This window comes from Acinetobacter sp. FDAARGOS_494, assembly GCF_003812225.1.
Lineage (GTDB): Bacteria > Pseudomonadota > Gammaproteobacteria > Pseudomonadales > Moraxellaceae > Acinetobacter > Acinetobacter baumannii.
Genome location: NZ_CP033866.1, coordinates 2,158,549 through 2,176,810, shown reverse-complemented (window position 1 = coordinate 2,176,810; position 18,262 = coordinate 2,158,549). Strand labels below are relative to the sequence as shown.

15 protein-coding genes and 1 pseudogene are annotated in these 18,262 nt (G+C 39.2%); 6 read left to right on the top strand and 10 right to left on the bottom strand.

Going from position 1 to position 18,262, the window contains the following annotated elements; translation table 11 throughout:
- Positions 1-2 precede the first annotated feature (2 nt).
- From EG365_RS10515 to EG365_RS10500, 4 genes are all read right to left on the bottom strand, one after another.
- Positions 3-761, bottom strand: a complete 759-nt coding sequence (locus EG365_RS10515) for a hypothetical protein (RefSeq protein ID WP_000265777.1) — start codon at positions 759-761, stop codon at positions 3-5.
- An 87-nt stretch (positions 762-848) separates the two neighbouring features.
- Positions 849-3,485 carry a type I DNA topoisomerase gene (gene topA, locus EG365_RS10510; RefSeq protein ID WP_000024261.1) on the bottom strand — a complete coding sequence of 879 codons (2,637 nt, stop codon included), beginning with the start codon at positions 3,483-3,485 and terminating at the stop codon, positions 849-851.
- Positions 3,486-3,520: 35 nt separating this feature from the next.
- The gene (locus tag EG365_RS10505) at positions 3,521-3,970 is read right to left on the bottom strand and encodes a hypothetical protein (protein WP_000368721.1); all 450 of its coding nucleotides are present in this window, start codon (positions 3,968-3,970) and stop codon (positions 3,521-3,523) included.
- A gap of 147 nt (positions 3,971-4,117) precedes the next feature.
- Positions 4,118-4,495, bottom strand: coding sequence for a winged helix-turn-helix transcriptional regulator (locus tag EG365_RS10500; RefSeq protein WP_001029768.1), 378 nt, complete (start codon positions 4,493-4,495; stop codon positions 4,118-4,120).
- Positions 4,496-4,594: 99 nt separating this feature from the next.
- Here EG365_RS10500 and EG365_RS10495 point away from each other — a divergent pair, with 99 nt between their 5' ends.
- Complete coding sequence (locus tag EG365_RS10495; protein WP_000648652.1) at positions 4,595-5,605, top strand: zinc-binding alcohol dehydrogenase family protein; 1,011 nt, start codon at positions 4,595-4,597, stop codon at positions 5,603-5,605.
- Between the two features lie 47 nt (positions 5,606-5,652).
- Here EG365_RS10495 and EG365_RS10490 read toward each other — a convergent pair whose 3' ends face one another.
- Positions 5,653-5,898, bottom strand: a complete 246-nt coding sequence (locus EG365_RS10490; RefSeq protein WP_000165735.1) for a SlyX family protein — start codon at positions 5,896-5,898, stop codon at positions 5,653-5,655.
- 32 nt (positions 5,899-5,930) lie between these two features.
- Between EG365_RS10490 and EG365_RS10485 the strand changes: the two genes are divergently transcribed.
- The 4 genes from EG365_RS10485 (at position 5,931) to EG365_RS10470 (ending at position 11,040) form a co-directional block, all read left to right on the top strand.
- A complete protein-coding gene (locus tag EG365_RS10485; protein ID WP_000323476.1) occupies positions 5,931-7,841 on the top strand; it encodes an ATP-binding cassette domain-containing protein in 1,911 nt (636 codons plus the stop codon).
- Between the two features lie 145 nt (positions 7,842-7,986).
- Entirely contained in the window at positions 7,987-8,619 is a 633-nt protein-coding gene (locus EG365_RS10480; protein ID WP_000886284.1) for a LysE family translocator, read from the top strand.
- Positions 8,620-8,738: 119 nt separating this feature from the next.
- Complete coding sequence (locus EG365_RS10475; RefSeq protein WP_000078878.1) at positions 8,739-9,674, top strand: lauroyl acyltransferase; 936 nt, start codon at positions 8,739-8,741, stop codon at positions 9,672-9,674.
- A 265-nt stretch (positions 9,675-9,939) separates the two neighbouring features.
- Entirely contained in the window at positions 9,940-11,040 is a 1,101-nt protein-coding gene (locus tag EG365_RS10470; RefSeq protein ID WP_000867091.1) for a glycosyltransferase family 4 protein, read from the top strand.
- A 56-nt stretch (positions 11,041-11,096) separates the two neighbouring features.
- On the opposite strand, the gene gltP is transcribed toward EG365_RS10470, so the two are convergent.
- The 3 genes from gltP to EG365_RS10455 all read right to left on the bottom strand — a co-directional run bounded on the left by gltP (position 11,097) and on the right by EG365_RS10455 (position 15,045).
- A complete protein-coding gene (gltP, locus tag EG365_RS10465) occupies positions 11,097-12,383 on the bottom strand; it encodes a glutamate/aspartate:proton symporter GltP (RefSeq protein ID WP_000787678.1) in 1,287 nt (428 codons plus the stop codon).
- A 349-nt stretch (positions 12,384-12,732) separates the two neighbouring features.
- Positions 12,733-13,823, bottom strand: a protein-coding gene (locus EG365_RS10460) for an IS4-like element ISAba1 family transposase (protein ID WP_085940648.1) whose coding sequence is annotated in 2 segments (ribosomal slippage) — positions 12,733-13,283 and positions 13,283-13,823 — 1,092 coding nt in all. Because the reading frame shifts where the segments join, the coding sequence is not laid out codon by codon here.
- A 131-nt stretch (positions 13,824-13,954) separates the two neighbouring features.
- Positions 13,955-15,045 (bottom strand): IS4-like element ISAba1 family transposase gene (locus tag EG365_RS10455; protein ID WP_085940648.1). Its coding sequence is split into 2 segments (ribosomal slippage): positions 13,955-14,505 and positions 14,505-15,045, totalling 1,092 coding nucleotides; the frame shifts between segments, so codons are not numbered across the junction.
- 98 nt (positions 15,046-15,143) lie between these two features.
- Between EG365_RS10455 and EG365_RS10450 the strand changes: the two genes are divergently transcribed.
- Complete coding sequence (locus EG365_RS10450; RefSeq protein WP_001046004.1) at positions 15,144-15,965, top strand: OXA-23 family carbapenem-hydrolyzing class D beta-lactamase OXA-23; 822 nt, start codon at positions 15,144-15,146, stop codon at positions 15,963-15,965.
- A 104-nt stretch (positions 15,966-16,069) separates the two neighbouring features.
- On the opposite strand, the pseudogene EG365_RS10445 reads toward EG365_RS10450, so the two are convergent.
- Together EG365_RS10445 and EG365_RS10440 are read right to left on the bottom strand one after the other, a co-directional pair.
- Positions 16,070-16,729: pseudogene (locus EG365_RS10445) on the bottom strand (ATP-binding protein); the annotation flags it as partial.
- Between the two features lie 367 nt (positions 16,730-17,096).
- Positions 17,097-18,218 (bottom strand): endonuclease/exonuclease/phosphatase family protein, encoded by a 1,122-nt coding sequence (locus EG365_RS10440; RefSeq protein ID WP_000639217.1) that lies wholly within the window; start codon positions 18,216-18,218, stop codon positions 17,097-17,099.
- Positions 18,219-18,262 lie beyond the last annotated feature (44 nt).

Below are 18,262 nucleotides of genomic sequence, written 5' to 3'. Positions count from 1 at the left end.
TTTTATTTCAGCCACCCCACTTCTTGGGCTGTTGGTAAACCTATGACGGTTTCTTGTAAATCACTTGGCATTTTGCTGGTCTGCTCAGATAATGGTGTTCGACCACCCATGATTTCTGCTCGCTTTTGTGGATAAAGGGGTACTTTTTCAGGTTGTGCATATCCTAATGGATATATGGGCTGACCTGTTTTTAAATCATATTTATCTTTTGCCCCAAAGCCATGTAATAGCTCATGAACAATTACAACCTGATTTTGTGATGCTTGCCCACGTGTAGCAAACAAATTAACACTACCAATACGGCCTTTTTCTAAAGCAGTCGAATGCACCAAAACTTTTTGATAATTGGGATCGTAATAATTTAAATAAAGTTTGAGCGATGCTCCATTATCTTCAGGCTGTTGTTGTCGCCATGCATAAAAACGAAACTTTAAACTCCACCAAACCACATGAAAAATACCAGCATTTTGTGGCACCTCAGGCGGACGCTGCTGTAACTGTTGCCCCAAGCGTATTTCAAAGTTTGCTGATTGGCCCCGATAATGTTGCGACCATTCACTTAAATAGCTTTTAAGCGCCTGGAAATCAGTGTTTTGTAACTGATGAATATAAGTTTGTGTGGTTTGTAAGCCATCTGCATTTATTGGGTGTAATACCACCACAATAGGCTGATTCCAGTCTTGGTTTTGGTCACGCCACGCTTGAACTGCAACGATTAATAAAACAATTAATAGACATAAAATCCGAATGTTTTTCCACATTCTTTTTCCCCATAAAAATTAAAATTTTCTTTTATTGTTGTAGATGTAAAAAATGCTAGCTGAGCTAGCATTTTTTACCTATCTTATTTAGCCTTCAATCCATTTACCGTCTTGATAAATTAGGCTCCATTTGGTTTGTTTACCTTCTGGTGTTTCAGAACCCACATATTGTGATTGGTTCTTACGACTAAACTTCACAATGGTTGGGTTACCTTCAGGGTCTACATCTGGAGCTTGTAAAATAAACTGGTATTTTGGATCAAGTTGATCAGCTACGCTACGAAGCTCAGCAACTTTTGGTGCACGTGTTTCACGAATTTTCGGGAACTTACTTGCAGCCAAGAACAGACCAGCCGCGCCATCACGTAACACAAAATAATCATCATGCTTGGTTGAACGCAAGTGTTCCATCTTGATTGGTTCTACACGTGGTGGTGCAGGTTGACCATTTTTCAAGACTTTACGAGTATTGTCACAGCTTGTACAAGCGAAATATGGGCCGAAGCGACCAGTCTTAAGCTGCATTTCACCATCACATTTATCACAAGGAATGGTTGGGCCATCATAACCTTTGATCTTGAACTCGCCTTCTTCAAGCTCATAGCCATCGCAATCCGGGTTGTTACCACAAACATGTAACTTACGGCCACCATCAATGACGTAGCTGTCCATTGCCGTGCCACATTTCGGACAACGATGTTTTGACATCAAGTCTGCTGTTTCAGCACTATCGTCATCAGATAACGCTGCTAGAGACTCAACTGGCGTTAAGTTCAAGGTCCCTTTACAGCGTTCCTTAGGCGGCAAGTTATAGCCAGAACACCCTAAGAATACGCCTGTAGTGCCCGTACGAATCTGCATTGGACGTGAACATTCAGGGCAATGTACTGCTGGTACTTCAACTGGCTGGTTACGACGCATTCCCTGCTCACCTTGAGCATTGGTCAAACGCTTTTTAAAATCACCATAGAATGTGTCTAGCAATTCCTTCCAGTTACGCTCACCCGTTGCTACACGGTCCAACTGACCTTCAAGGTCTGCTGTAAATGCATAGTTCATCAGGTTATTAAAACTTTCATCAAGACGATCCGTTACGATCTCACCCATTTTCTCGGCAAAGAGACGGCGATTTTCTAACTTAACGTAACCACGTTCTTGAATAGTAGAAATAATGGCAGCATAAGTCGACGGACGACCAATACCACGTTTTTCAAGTTCTTTTACTAAAGATGCTTCAGTAAAACGAGCTGGTGGTTTGGTAAAATGCTGACTTGGATCTAGCTTTTCTAGCTTTAAAATTTCACCCACTTTAATTGCAGGTAAAATGATATCGTCATCAGATTTGTTGGCACCACGAACTTTAGTAAAGCCATCAAATACAAGCGTACGGCCTTTTGCCTTTAACTCAACATTGCCAGCTTCAACTGTTAAAGTTGAAGATAAATATTCTGCCGGAGTCATTTGGCAAGCTACGAACTGACGCCAAATTAAATCATACAAACGCTGAGCATCACGCTCTACACCAGCAAGTTGATCACCAGTCAGCGCAACATTTGATGGACGAATAGCTTCGTGGGCTTCTTGAGCACCTGCTTTATTACCATAGCGATTTGGCTTAGCTGGTAAATATTTTTCGCCATATTGGCTTTCAATATGCGCACGTACCATACTTACAGCATCATCACTCAAAAACGTTGAGTCAGTACGCATATAAGTAATGAAACCAGCTTCATACAAGCGCTGCGCCAACATCATGGTTTTCTTTACAGAGAAACCTAAACGTGTACTTGCAGCTTGTTGCAAAGTCGACGTGATGTATGGGGCGCTTGGATTCACCTTAGTTGGTTTATCTTCACGCTGGGCAACTTTATATTCAGCACCTTTTAATACATCTAACAGGGCATCTGTTTCAGCTTTATTTTTTAATTTAAGTGTTTTACCCGCCTGTTTAACAGCCTCAAGACGAATGTCATCTTTTTTAGCTTTAGTGTCTGCAAAGACTTGCCAATATTCTTCTGGAATAAAAGCACGAATTTCACGTTCACGTTCAACAACAAGCTTTACCGCTACAGACTGTACACGACCTGCCGATAAACCACGGGCAATCTTTTCCCATAATAATGGCGAAACCATGAAGCCTACTACACGGTCCAAGAAACGACGTGCTTGTTGTGCATTAACACGGTTTAAGTCGAGACGTGTTGGCTGTTTAAATGCTTCTTGAATGGCATTTTTGGTAATTTCGTTAAATACCACACGATGATAACGGCTATCGTCACCACCAATCACTTCGCGTAAGTGCCAAGCGATTGCTTCCCCTTCTCTATCCAAGTCCGTTGCGAGATAGATTGCATCTGCATCTTTAGCAAGTTTCTTTAGTTCAGCAACAACATTTTCTTTGCCAGGCAGAACTTCGTAATGCGCTTGCCATCCATGTTCCGGATCGACGCCCATACGATTGATTAAAGCCTGATTCGCTTTTTGTTCTTTTTCAGCCTCAGTGAGTTTGGTCCGGGCAGCCGGCTTTTTCTCTGTTGCTTTACTGCCGCCTGTTGGCAAGTCACGTACGTGACCTACAGAAGACTTAACAATGTACTGCGAACCTAAATATTTGTTGATGGTTTTCGCTTTGGCAGGCGACTCCACAATCACTAAGGCACGTTTATGTGCAGCAGAGGCAGAAGATGCTGTGCTTTGAGATGCAGAGCGCGAGGTATTCGCCATATAAAATGTTATTCCTATACCAATAAATTTAAAAATCAGGCTTCAGCCAAGGCCAACAGATAAGCCTTCATCTCATCTAATTGCGTAGCTTTCAGGTCCGATTCCTCATCCCAATAAAGGCCTACACAGTTTGCCTGCATATCAATAGCATAAATCCCTTTTAATGCAATGGGAGAATCATTAAATTTCTCATCGCCTTGCACAACTTTTAATTTTCCGTCTATAACGCGAGCACGCATGAGCGGTAAACGAGCATCGGGGATCAATACACTATAGTAAGCAACCATGCTGGCACGCTTTTCAGTTGCCATCGGGACATGTGTCCATTCAGGTGCAGCAATTACGCGTGGATGTAGCCCCATTTTGCGGGCTTTGTCTCGCATAATTCCCAGCGCCTTTTCACGTGGACTCACTCTTAAACCAAAAATGGAGCCTAGCACGAAAAGAACAATGATAACGGTAACCCAAATTCCGATATTGTCCATAGCAAAACCTATTAATCTCTTTTATTAGAGTTGCATAAGCTGACCAGAAAACGCAAGTTACATCATAAAAATAATGTCCAATTAACCGACAAGGCTAAAAACTACAACATTTCCTCATAGATATTTTTAACAATCGAGGCAGAATATTTAGGCGCTCTTTTCAGTTTCAAGAGTAGTTAACTTACCAAACTGATCCAGATGCGCATCTCCCCACGTTTTTAAAGCAAGAAGTATCTGCTCAAGCCCGCGCCCTAAATCAGTTAGACAATATTCCACTTTAGGAGGCACTTGAGGATAAACCTCACGATGAATAATGCCATCTTGTTCTAATTCCCGAAGCTGATTGGTCAGCATTCTTTGTGTAATGCTTGGAACTCGTTTACGAATTTCATTAAATCGTAAAGTTCCTTCATTTAATAAATGCCAAAGAATGACACATTTCCATTTGCCATCAATCAAACTGATTGCGGCCTCAACTGAACAACCTGGTGAGCAGTCAAAACTTGAATGTCGAGCTTTTGCCATTTTACAGTATCCTTTTTGACACTATGAGCGTTATTTGTCTGTAGTCACTATTTTTAAGCTTACGTTATGATCAAACTCTCAACAAGAGGAATGATGATTATGAAAGCTGTGGCATATCAAAAAGCGGGGCCTATTACATCCCCAGAGGCACTCGTAGATATTGAAATCGACACTCCAGTAGCTAAAGGACATGATTTACTTGTTCGTGTTCAAGCTGTATCAGTAAATCCAGTCGATACCAAAATACGTAAAAATGTAAGTGCTGAACAATCTGGTTGGAAAGTACTTGGATGGGATGCTGTAGGCACGGTAGAAGCGATTGGCGATAAAGTTACTCAATTTAAAATTGGTGATGTGGTTTGGTATGCAGGTGCTTTAAATCGCCAAGGCAGTAATAGTGAATTGCAATTAGTTGATGAACGTATTGTCGGGCATAAACCAAAGACTTTAGAAGTGACTGAGGCTGCGGCCCTCCCTTTAACGGCAATCACAGCTTGGGAAATGTTATTTGATCGTCTACAAGTTCCAAAGACTGCGCCTACTAATACGACTATTTTAGTGATTGGTGGAGCTGGTGGGGTAGGTTCAATTACCATTCAGCTTCTTAAGCAATTAACTAACCTCACGATTATTGCTACAGCTTCACGCCCCGAAACAAAAGAATGGGTAGAACAACTAGGTGCTGACTATGTATTAGACCACCGTCAGCCTTTAGCTGCACAAATTAAACAATTAGGTTTAAGTGCACCTTTATATGTATTCTCAACCACTGAAACAGATCAACATTTATCAGATATTGTAGAGTTAATTGCTCCACAAGGTCATTTTGGACTTATTGATGACCCTGATCAGTTAGATATTAAACCGTTTAAATCTAAGTCTGTCTCAGTACACTGGGAATTTATGTTTACGCGCTCCATGTTCCAGACTGAAGATATGGAAAAACAAAGTGAGCTACTAAATGAAGTCAGTAAACTGGTGGATGAAGGTAAAATCAAAACAACTGTGACTCAGGTTTTAAGCCCAATTAATGCTGAAAACTTAACACGGGTTCATGAGCAAATTGAAAGTGGTTCAACCAAAGGGAAAATCGTTTTACACGGATTTTAAGTTGCACTTTTGAAAATAAATGGCAAGCGTAACGCTTGCCATTTTAATTAGTAATGCGGTGGTTTATTCGTTAATGGATCAAAAGGTGCAACACCTTCTGATAAATCTGCAGATTCCACACGTTGATAAAGTAATTGCATTTGTTTTTTTAAATCAGCTATTTCTAAAGTTTGAATCGCGAGTTGCTGATTTAATTCCTCAACTAAATCATCTAAAAATGCAATTCGCACTTGCAAATCTTCAATGGGTGCGGAAAATGACGCTTGATCATCATGATATGGTGGTTTAGTCATTTAAGTCCTCATTTGAGATTTTGGAAAACATTATGGCCTATATTACTTTAAGGGATGTCCAACTTGCTTTTGGCGGACCTGCCCTGCTCGATGGCGCGAACTTCAACCTAGAACGTGGCGAACGAGTCTGTTTAATTGGTCGTAATGGTGAAGGTAAGTCTACTTTACTTAAACTCATTGAGGGAAGCCTACTACCGGATTCTGGTGAAGTTTCTGTCCAAAATGGTTTAACTGTTTCTATGTTAGCCCAAGATGTTCCAATGTCATCGGGCAAAGTTGCAGATATTGTAGCAGAAGGTGCAGGAGAAGCCGCTGCCGTGCTTAAAGCCTATCATGAAGCAAGTGATGCCTGTGTACTTGGTGACATGGAAGCTTGCGATCGTATGGGATCTTTACAGCATAAACTTGACCAACTTGATGGATGGGCATTAGAAAATAAGGTCAACACGATTTTAGGTAAAATGGAGTTAGATCCGAATGCAGATCTAGCCGACCTATCGGGTGGTCGTAAACGTCGTGTTTTACTTGCCCGCGCCCTACTTACTCAACCAGATGTGTTATTACTCGATGAGCCAACTAACCACTTAGATGTTGAAAGTATTGAGTGGCTTGAGAAATTCCTGCTTGATCAAAATAATTTAACCTTACTCTTTATTTCGCATGACCGTTCTTTTGTAGACCGCCTTGCAACTCGTATTGTGGAATTGGATCGCGGCATATTACGCAGCTATGAAGGTAACTATTCTCGTTATCTTGACCTAAAAGCTCAGCAGCTTGAAGCTGAAGAAAAACAAAATGCCTTGTTTGAAAAGAAACTTGCCGAAGAAGAAGCATGGATTCGTCAAGGTATTAAAGCACGTCGTACACGTAATGAAGGTCGTGTTCGTGCCCTTAAAGCATTACGAGAAGAGTCAAAAGCCCGCCGTTTCCAACAAAGCAAAGTCAATATGGGCGTTCAAGAAGCACAGCGCTCAGGCAAACTTGTATTTGATATTGAACATTTAAGCGTAAGTTACGATGGACAAACCCTCATTAGAGATTTCTCTGCCATTGTTATGCGCGGTGACCGCATTGGTTTGGTCGGTGATAACGGCGTAGGAAAGACTACTTTAATTAAAGCGATCTTAGGCGAAGTTCAGCACGAAGGTGTTGTCAAAACAGGAACTCAGCTTGAAATTGCTTACTTCGACCAATTACGTAATCAGCTTGATCTTGAAAAGTCGGTTTCTGAAAACGTTTCTGAAGGTTCAGATTTCGTTGATGTAAATGGTCAACGTCGCCATATTCTCAGTTACTTACAAGACTTCCTATTCTCTCCGGAACGAGCTCGTACACCGGTGAAAGCACTTTCTGGTGGTGAGCGTAATCGTGTCCTGTTAGCAAAACTGTTGCTTAAGCCATCGAACCTGATTGTAATGGATGAGCCAACGAATGACTTAGATATGGTCACACTTGAGCTACTTGAGGAGATGTTGTCTGAATATAAAGGTACTTTGCTTCTAATTAGCCATGACCGTGCTTTTATGGACAACGTTGTGACATCAACTTGGGTATTTGATGGCAAAGGCGGTATTGCAGAATATATCGGTGGTTATCAGGACTATTTAATTCAGCGTCCAAATGAGAGAGTCGTTGACCAAAAAGGCGATGTAAAAAAAGCTCAGGCTAAAGCAGAAGCTGAAAAAAATGCAGCTCAAACGAACGTAAAAAAGGTCAAATTAAGCTACAAAGATCAACGTGAACTTGAGCAATTACCGGCAGAAATTGAAAAGTTAGAAAATGAGCAAGCTGAACTTTCTGACAAACTTGCTGACGGCTCCTGGTTCGTAACGGATGCCGATGCAGCAACCAAAGCAAGCCAGCGTCTAGCAGAAATTGAAGAGTTACTCCTTGAAAAGTTAGAGCGCTGGGATGAACTTGAGCAAATGGGTAAAGGGAATTAATTAATTTTTTTACCTGCTGATTAATTTAAAAAGCCTCCTAGATTAGGGGGCTTTTTTAAATATAATTTAAGATATTTTTTCAAATAAGATTTATAAAAATAATTATGTTATACCTATCAGTATAATAATATTTAAGGATATTTCCATGCTAGATCTCTCTCAAATTTTGGCATTTGGATTCATTTGTCTGGCGATGGTACTCACCCCTGGCCCAAACATGATTTATCTTATCTCTCGTTCCATTAGTCAGGGCAAAATCGCAGGATTTATTTCTCTCGGTGGCGTTGCCGTTGGTTTTGTATTTTACATGCTCTGCGCATCTTTTGGGATTACAGCACTTGTTGTTGCAGTACCTTATGCATATGACACTATTCGTATTGCCGGTGCAATGTACTTACTTTGGTTAGCATGGAAAGCTTTACGTCCCAATGCCGCACCTATTTTTAATATTAAAGATTTGGCGGTTGACTCACCATTAAAGTTATTTTTAATGGGCTTTTTGACTAATTTACTTAATCCTAAAATTGCGATTATGTATTTATCTTTATTACCTCAGTTTATTCACCCACAACAAGGCAGTATTTTAGCGCAGTCTATCCAACTCGGGACTATACAAATTTTTGTAAGCGTTTCAGTAAATGCGCTGATTGTATTTTCTGCTGGTAGCATTGCTCTTTTTCTACAGAAAAAACCACTTTGGGCCAGCATTCAACGCTGGGTCATGGGAACAGTATTAGCCGGTCTTGCGGTTCGTATTCTTCTAGAACACCGTCGATAACCCGCTTTATTTTTCTTTATCGCGTCTAAACCTTCAATTTACTCCTGTGTATTACGACGATAAATTCAGTTCGTGATACACTTTTGGCAGTTTTAATTTTTTAAATTCTTTATATCGTTATGAGCCAAAAGCAGCCTTATACGCCCGGTGAGTTTCAATGGTCCTTTTTGTTACCTAAATATTGGGGTGTGTGGATTGCGATTACTTTCTTGATGCTTTTGGCTATTTTGCCGTGGGCAATTCAATGGCGCTTAGCTCATGGATTGGCAAACCTTGCTTGGAAATATTTAAAATCTCGTCGTAAAACCACAATTCGTAATTTAGAGGTTTGCTTTCCAGAATGGACACCTGAAAAAGTACAGCAACAAGCAAAACAAGTTTTTGTAGATATGATGCTTGGTATTTTTGAGACCTTAAACGCATGGTATAAGCCTTACTGGTTTAAAAACCGTGTCACTATTGAAGGCTTAGAACACATTACCAATGCACAAGCTCAAGGCAAAGGTGTTTTATTGCTTGGTACACATAGTACTTTACTCGATGCAGGTGGTTATGTATGCGCCCAATATTTCGAGCCGGATGTTGTGTATCGCCCTCAAAACAATCCCCTCCTCGATATGCTAATTTATCGTTGCCGCGGCACAATTTATAAAGCACAAATTGATCATGATGACATGCGTGGTTTGATTCGTCATCTTAAAGAGGGTGATGCAATTTGGTATAGTCCCGATCAAGACTTTGGGCTTAAACAAGGTATTATGGCACCATTTTTTGGAGTGCCAGCTGCCACTGTAACCGCTCACCGTCGTTTATTAAAAATTTCCAAGGCGGTTGCTGTTCCTTTATATTTTTATCGTCATGGCGATGTGCAAGATCCTAAATATCATATTCTAATTGAACCTGCGGTTGACAATATGCCAAGTGAAGATGAAGTCGATGATGCAACGCGTGTGAATAAGATTATTGAGAACCAGCTTCGTATCGCACCAACTCAATATATGTGGTTTCACCGTCGTTTTAAGACACGTCCTGAGGGATATGAAGAGATTTATTAAGATAAGGCTGTAATAATTTTAGATTAGTAATAGGCACAGCCTCGATTTAAAGTGATATTCAAATACTTTCGGATAGGCAGACCTTACTTTTTAGGGATAAAAAGTAAGCAAAAATCCTTTGTTCCGCTGATGTTACATCCTTGTAACACAACGCAACAGCGACATCCATGTCGCTATCACGATAGTAAACTCTGGATAATGATTTAGTTTGAGATGATGTATCTATGGATGATCCATCTTTTATGAACGTATAAGGCAAAAAACAATGAAAGTGATGCAACTTCTCCCAGAACTTAATAGCGGTGGCGTAGAACGCGGCACACTGGAAATTGCACGTGCACTGGTTGCACAAGGTCATCAGTCTCTAGTTGTGTCTAATGGCGGGCGTTTGGTCTCACAACTTGAAGCTGAAGGTTCCACACACTTAACGCTGCCTATCCATAAAAAATCATTGTCAAGCTTGTGGCAAATCCGTCCATTACGTCAGCTGATTGAAGAGCACCAACCAGACATTGTACATGTGCGCTCTCGCGTACCTGCGTGGCTAACCCACTTCGCTTTAAGAAAAATACCAGCGAATAAACGCCCTCACCTCATTAGCACGGTACATGGTTTCTATTCAGTTAATCGTTATAGTGCGATCATGACTCAGGCAGAAAAAGTGATCGCTGTTTCTGACAGCGTAGTTAAATACATCACAGACCATTATAAAAACTGTCCACCACAAGATATTGTCCGTATTTATCGAGGCATTGACCCTGCTGCTTTTCCGCATAACTACCAACCTTCAGCACAGTGGTTTAACCAAGTTTTTAACGACTTTCCCGAACTCGAGAATAAATTTTTACTTTGCCTACCTGGCCGTATTACTCGTTTAAAAGGACATGAAAGTTTAATTGAACTGATGCAAAAACTAGGTGAACAATATCCTCAACTGCATGCTGTTGTTGTGGGTGGGGCTGATGTAAAAAAACAAGCCTATTTAAGTGAGTTGCAAAACACCATTCAAAGCAAAGGACTTGCAGATAAAATTACCTTTGTAGGACATCGCTCAGATATACGCGAATGGCTCGCTTTTAGCGATATAGTGCTCTCTCTATCCAATCAAGCAGAAACATTCGGTAGAACAGCATTAGAAGCCCTTTCGGTAGGCACGCCGGTCATTGGCTGGAACCGTGGCGGTGTTGCCGAGATTTTATCTCATGTATACCCACAAGGTCTTGTTGAAGCAGAAAATGAAAAAGCTTTAGTAGAAACAGTAAAGAATCATATTGAACAACCGCAAACAGTCGCTCCTGTGACAATGTTTAGTTTAAAAGATATGTGTGACCAAACCCTTGAGCTATATCAAAGTGTATTGAAATAACCCAATAAAAAAACCCGCGATGTTCGCGGGTTTTTTTCGACTAAAAAACTTCTCTATTACTTAAGAGATGCTTCATAAGCAGCAGCTTTTTCATAGTCGTATTGTTTTTCCCATTTACTGATTACAAGTACAGCAAGCGCGTTACCTACAACGTTCAACGCAGTACGAGCCATATCCATGATACGGTCAACACCAGCAATAAATGCTAAGCCTTCTACAGGAATACCAACACTACCTAATGTCGCCAATAACACAACAAATGATACCCCAGGAACACCTGCAATACCTTTAGAAGTAATCATTAACGTTACAACTAAAATCACTTGTTGGCTGATTGTCATTTCAATGCCGTAAAGCTGTGCAATAAAGATTGCTGCGATACTTTGGTAAAGCGTAGAACCGTCAAGGTTAAATGAATAACCAGTTGGGATTACAAAACTAGAAATCGCTTTTGGCGCACCATAAGCTTCCATTTTTTGCATAATACGCGGTAAAACTGTTTCCGAACTTGCAGTCGAATACGCCAAAATTAATTCATCTTTCAAAATCTTAAACAAAGTAAAGATATTGATGCTGAACATTTTTGCAGTAATACCTAAAACCACTAAAGCAAAGAATAAGATTGCACCATAAACTAATACAACCAACTTACCCAATGGAATAAGCGAAGCAAAACCGAAGTTTGCAACAGTTACAGCGATTAAGCCAAATACACCCACTGGCGCATATTTCATGATGATGTGTGTTACACGGAACATTGTTTCCGATACAGCATGAAATACATTTAATAATGGGTCTTTTGTTGTTGCTGGTAATGAAGATAAACCAATACCAAATAGCACAGCAAAGAAAATCACTGGCAACATTTCGCCATGCGCCATTGAACTAATAATGTTCGTTGGGATAAGCGATAATATCGTCTGGATAATACCATGAGACTGTGACTGTACTTCTTCAGTTGTATGCTTATATTGAGAAATATCAGTTTGTACCAGTTGAGACATATCAATGCCTGAACCTGGATGGAAGATATTCGCTGCAAACAAGCCAACCAAAATAGCAATAGTAGTAATAATTTCGAAATAGAGAATGGTTTTAAAACCAAGACGCCCTAGACTTTTTGTACTGCCAACACCAGCAATACCTAAAATCAATGTAGAGAAAACGATTGGGATTACAATCATTTTAATCAGGCTAATAAAGATCTTACCTAATGGAGTAAGAACGTTATTTACAATACTATCTTTGATTTCAGGCTGGTTATGTAAAACAGCCCCGACAACTATCCCTAGGATTAAAGCAATTAAAATTTGCCATGCAAGGCTAAATTTAAAATTCTTCATAAGACAATCCTTATGCACCGCAAAGTATCAAATATGAGAGGGAGAAGACCACTACTTTAGAGTGAAACCTCAATATGTACACGAATTTCCAAACAGAAATTTAAATGCACAAGCAAATCACAACCCGCCGATCCGGCGAAGTAAACAACAATGCCTGTTGACGATCCAACATGTCAACGATCGGCACATTCTATTGAGATTTGCCAATTAAACAAGTCCAATTTATATCTAAATAGGTCAAAGCCTAGATTTATCCGTCAATAATCTATAAAAACAAAAACTTAACAAAAAAGTTTTTTGTATCCATTTTCATTAAAAATTGCTCAGATATCTCTGTACACGACAAATTTCACAGAACCCTTATCCTATCAGGATTCTGCTTTCTTAAAATTGCCAAAATTTCCTTAAACTCTTCTTTTTTCCCAAAACCAATTAAACGCTGAATCGCCATTTGAACATAGTCTAAACCATAGCGAAATAAACTCATTGAGAGTCGTCCATGCTTCTTTATTTTTATCGCTTTTTTTTGATTATGTTGCCATTCACCCGTTAAGTAACACCAACAGAAGCTTATAGCTAACACCGCAATCAATTTTTTCACTCGTCTAGGGTCTGTCAAGCGCGTATTTTCAAGATTAAACCCGCGTCCTTTGAGACAACTGAATAAGGTTTCAATTTCCCAGCGTAATGCATAATCCTGAATAGCATTGGCATTAAACTGAGGAGAAACGACGAGTAAAAGCTCTCCATTTTCTAACTGTAGTGCACTTATATATAGTTTCACCCGACCAACCAAAATCCGTCGTTTACGACATTCAATTTGACCAACTTTAAGATGGCGAAATAAATCACTAATTTTATGATTCTTTCCTAAATGATTGGTGACAATGAAGTTTTTTTAACACGAATGCAGAAGTTGATGTCTTGTTCAATTAACCATGTAAACCACTGCTCACCGATAAACTCTCTGTCTGCGAACACATTCACAATACGGTCTTTACCAAAAATGGCTATAAAGCGTTGAATCAAAGCAATACGCTCTTTCGTATCTGAATTTCCACGTTTATTAAGCAATGTCCAAAGGATAGGTATCGCTATTCCACGATAAACGATTGCGAGCATCAGGATATTAATATTTCGTTTTCCCCATTTCCAATTGGTTCTATCTAAAGTCAGTTGCACTTGGTCGAATGAAAACATATTGAAAATCAACTGAGAAATTTGACGATAATCAAAATACTGACCTGCAAAGAAGCGCTGCATACGTCGATAAAATGATTGTGGTAAACACTTGATGGGCAAGGCTTTAGATGCAGAAGAAAGATTACATGTTTGCTTTAAAATAATCACAAGCATGATGAGCGCAAAGCACTTTAAATGTGACTTGTTCCATTTTAGAGATTTGTTTAAGATAAGATATAACTCATTGAGATGTGTCATAGTATTCGTCGTTAGAAAACAATTATTGTGACATTATTTCAATGAGTTATCTATTTTTGTCGTGTACAGAGTTATTTTCTATTGATCTGGTGTTTAAAATGAATAAATATTTTCTCTGTACACGACAAATTTCACAGAACCCTTATCCTATCAGGATTCTGCTTTCTTAAAATTGCCAAAATTTCCTTAAACTCTTCTTTTTTCCCAAAACCAATTAAACGCTGAATCGCCATTTGAACATAGTCTAAACCATAGCGAAATAAACTCATTGAGAGTCGTCCATGCTTCTTTATTTTTATCGCTTTTTTTTGATTATGTTGCCATTCACCCGTTAAGTAACACCAACAGAAGCTTATAGCTAACACCGCAATCAATTTTTTCACTCGTCTAGGGTCTGTCAAGCGCGTATTTTCAAGATTAAACCCGCGTCCTTTGAGACAACTGAATAAGGTTTCAATTTCCCAGCGTAATGCATAATCCTGAATAGCATTGGCATTAAACTGAGGAGAAACGACGAGTAAAAGCTCTCCATTTTCTAACTGTAGTGCACTTATATATAGTTTCACCCGACCAACCAAAATCCGTCGTTTACGACATTCAATTTGACCAACTTTAAGATGGCGAAATAAATCACTAATTTTATGATTCTTTCCTAAATGATTGGTGACAATGAAGTTTTTTTAACACGAATGCAGAAGTTGATGTCTTGTTCAATTAACCATGTAAACCACTGCTCACCGATAAACTCTCTGTCTGCGAACACATTCACAATACGGTCTTTACCAAAAATGGCTATAAAGCGTTGAATCAAAGCAATACGCTCTTTCGTATCTGAATTTCCACGTTTATTAAGCAATGTCCAAAGGATAGGTATCGCTATTCCACGATAAACGATTGCGAGCATCAGGATATTAATATTTCGTTTTCCCCATTTCCAATTGGTTCTATCTAAAGTCAGTTGCACTTGGTCGAATGAAAACATATTGAAAATCAACTGAGAAATTTGACGATAATCAAAATACTGACCTGCAAAGAAGCGCTGCATACGTCGATAAAATGATTGTGGTAAACACTTGATGGGCAAGGCTTTAGATGCAGAAGAAAGATTACATGTTTGCTTTAAAATAATCACAAGCATGATGAGCGCAAAGCACTTTAAATGTGACTTGTTCCATTTTAGAGATTTGTTTAAGATAAGATATAACTCATTGAGATGTGTCATAGTATTCGTCGTTAGAAAACAATTATTGTGACATTATTTCAATGAGTTATCTATTTTTGTCGTGTACAGAGTTATTTTCTATTGATCTGGTGTTTAAAATGAATAAATATTTTACTTGCTATGTGGTTGCTTCTCTTTTTCTTTCTGGTTGTACGGTTCAGCATAATTTAATAAATGAAACCCCGAGTCAGATTGTTCAAGGACATAATCAGGTGATTCATCAATACTTTGATGAAAAAAACACCTCAGGTGTGCTGGTTATTCAAACAGATAAAAAAATTAATCTATATGGTAATGCTCTAAGCCGCGCAAATACAGAATATGTGCCAGCCTCTACATTTAAAATGTTGAATGCCCTGATCGGATTGGAGAACCAGAAAACGGATATTAATGAAATATTTAAATGGAAGGGCGAGAAAAGGTCATTTACCGCTTGGGAAAAAGACATGACACTAGGAGAAGCCATGAAGCTTTCTGCAGTCCCAGTCTATCAGGAACTTGCGCGACGTATCGGTCTTGATCTCATGCAAAAAGAAGTAAAACGTATTGGTTTCGGTAATGCTGAAATTGGACAGCAGGTTGATAATTTCTGGTTGGTAGGACCATTAAAGGTTACGCCTATTCAAGAGGTAGAGTTTGTTTCCCAATTAGCACATACACAGCTTCCATTTAGTGAAAAAGTGCAGGCTAATGTAAAAAATATGCTTCTTTTAGAAGAGAGTAATGGCTACAAAATTTTTGGAAAGACTGGTTGGGCAATGGATATAAAACCACAAGTGGGCTGGTTGACCGGCTGGGTTGAGCAGCCAGATGGAAAAATTGTCGCTTTTGCATTAAATATGGAAATGCGGTCAGAAATGCCGGCATCTATACGTAATGAATTATTGATGAAATCATTAAAACAGCTGAATATTATTTAAGAGCTTGACAGAAACTCTAATTTTATAAAAAGCCCATTTGAGATAAATGGGCCTTTTATAATCTGACTAATAATGAAACCTGTTAATTTTTCTAGTTTAAAATTTTACAGTGCTTTTAGTTGTTGTGATCCAATCCAGTGTTTAGAGAACTGATAGGCGGCACGTCCTGACCGTTGACCACGTGCCTGACACCAGCGTAGGGCTTCAGCATGGGCTTCGTCATTCATTGGCATATCTGTTTTAGCAAGATAGTGTTCTACAATGGTTAAATACAGGTTTTGATCCATTGGATAGAATGAAAGCCACATTCCAAAACGATCCGAGAGTGAAATTTTTTCCTCAATGGCTTCTTGTGGATGCAACTCGGTATATTGCGGTACATCTACACGAGTCACTGGCGTGTTCTCATGCATAAATTCTGGTAACAGATGTCGACGGTTGCTGGTTGCATAAATAATAAAATTACTTGAACCTGACTGTAATGAGCCATCAAGTACACTTTTTAAGCTGCGATAGTTTTCATCTTCAGCATTAAAGGCCAGATCATCGCAGTAGACAATGAACTTTTCCGGACGCTTCTGGATGAGCTTCTGGATTTCAGGAAGATCGGACAGATCATCACGTTCAATTTCAATTAAACGTAATCCTTGATCTTTATACTCGGTTAAAAGGGCACGGACAATTGAAGATTTTCCTGTGCCGCGTGAACCAGTAAGGAGAACATCATTGGCTGGCAGATTCTGCAAAAATTGTCGTGTATTTTGCTCAGATATATAAAAAAATTTATGGACGATGACTTATAACTGAGTAGATTTTTAAATTAAGAATACCTTAAAAATATTGGTTTTATTTACAACGAATTAAATGATATATCTATAAAATATCAACCCGAGTTCTGCGTCCTGCAAAACTCGGGTAAATGAGGTTGTGCTTTCAGGGTATATAATTCTTTTTATCGCTTCCGTTCTAACATCTTATCCGTGATGTCGTTCCATATCAGCTTAGTGCATCCTTACTTGGGATTATCCATTCCCGCTTCCGTGTGCCGATGAATGTAGAATACGGGTTTTAACTCTGTCTGCCTATTGGACCTAGACTCAAATCTTTGTACGTTATTGCTTACAACTCACTTTATATATTTTTCTCTTTATAAGGCTGTGCAATTTCATCAGTCACGATTTTTTCTTCTTTTTCAGCTTTAGCAATACCTTCTTGTATCGCGGCTTGAGCTTCTTCTTCATCGGCTTGAGTTTGTTCTAGTTCCTCGTGAATTTCTTCAAATATTCGACCTGTTTGTAAAACGACATAGACAGGAAAATGGTCTGATCCAATATGAGATAAACGCTGCATTTTTACTAAACCGAAGTCTGTACTATGAAAGATATGGTCAAGTGACCAGCGCAATAAAGGATAGTCCGCATGAAAAGTATTAATAAAATGCCGCCCCACTCGTGGATCGAGTAGCCCACTAATACGTTGAAATAAACGGGTTGTTCGTGACCACGCTACGTCGTTTAAATCCCCCATCACAATACAACTTTCATCAAGATCTTTAATTTGATCTCCGACAATTAAAAGCTCAGCGTCACGCAGTGTTGAATCTTTTGCTTCAGTTGGGCTAGGTGGCTTAGGATGTAAACAGTAGAGCTGAACAGGCATGCCAGATCGCAAAATTACCGTGGTATGAATAGAAGGTATTTCATTACTTAAAATGAATTTAACCTCAGTATTTTTAAGCGGTAACCGGCTATATAAATGCATCCCGTATAAATTATCTAAAGGTACGGGCACACGGTATGGATAATCTTTCTCGATCTCTTTTAAAGCATTTTCCCAAGTTGTATCGCTCTCTAAAGTAAGCAATAAATCAGGTTTCAACGTCCGTACATGCTCAAGTAATAAATGATATTTATCATTCGGGGTGAGCACATTAGAAACTATCAGTGAAATCTGTTTTGTAGGATCTAGCTGATGCTGTTTGACCTTTTTAACCTGTTTTTTCCAAAACAGCGTATACGGTAAAACCATTTTAAGTTGGTAGGCAATCGCTGCGATGAGTACCGCAAGCAAAAGCTCACGCCATACGTCCCATTCGGTCGGCCAAAACAACATACCAATTAAAGCAATTAAGCCAATAAACAGAATTTGTAATCTTGGAAAATCTGCACCTCGAAACCACCACTCATCACGAGGAATAAGTGACCAGAAGCTTAACCAAATCACCACTACTGCCAGTACTTCGATATAAATCATTGAAATTACTCTTTTAAGATGATTTGTTTTTTAATGTTTTTGTC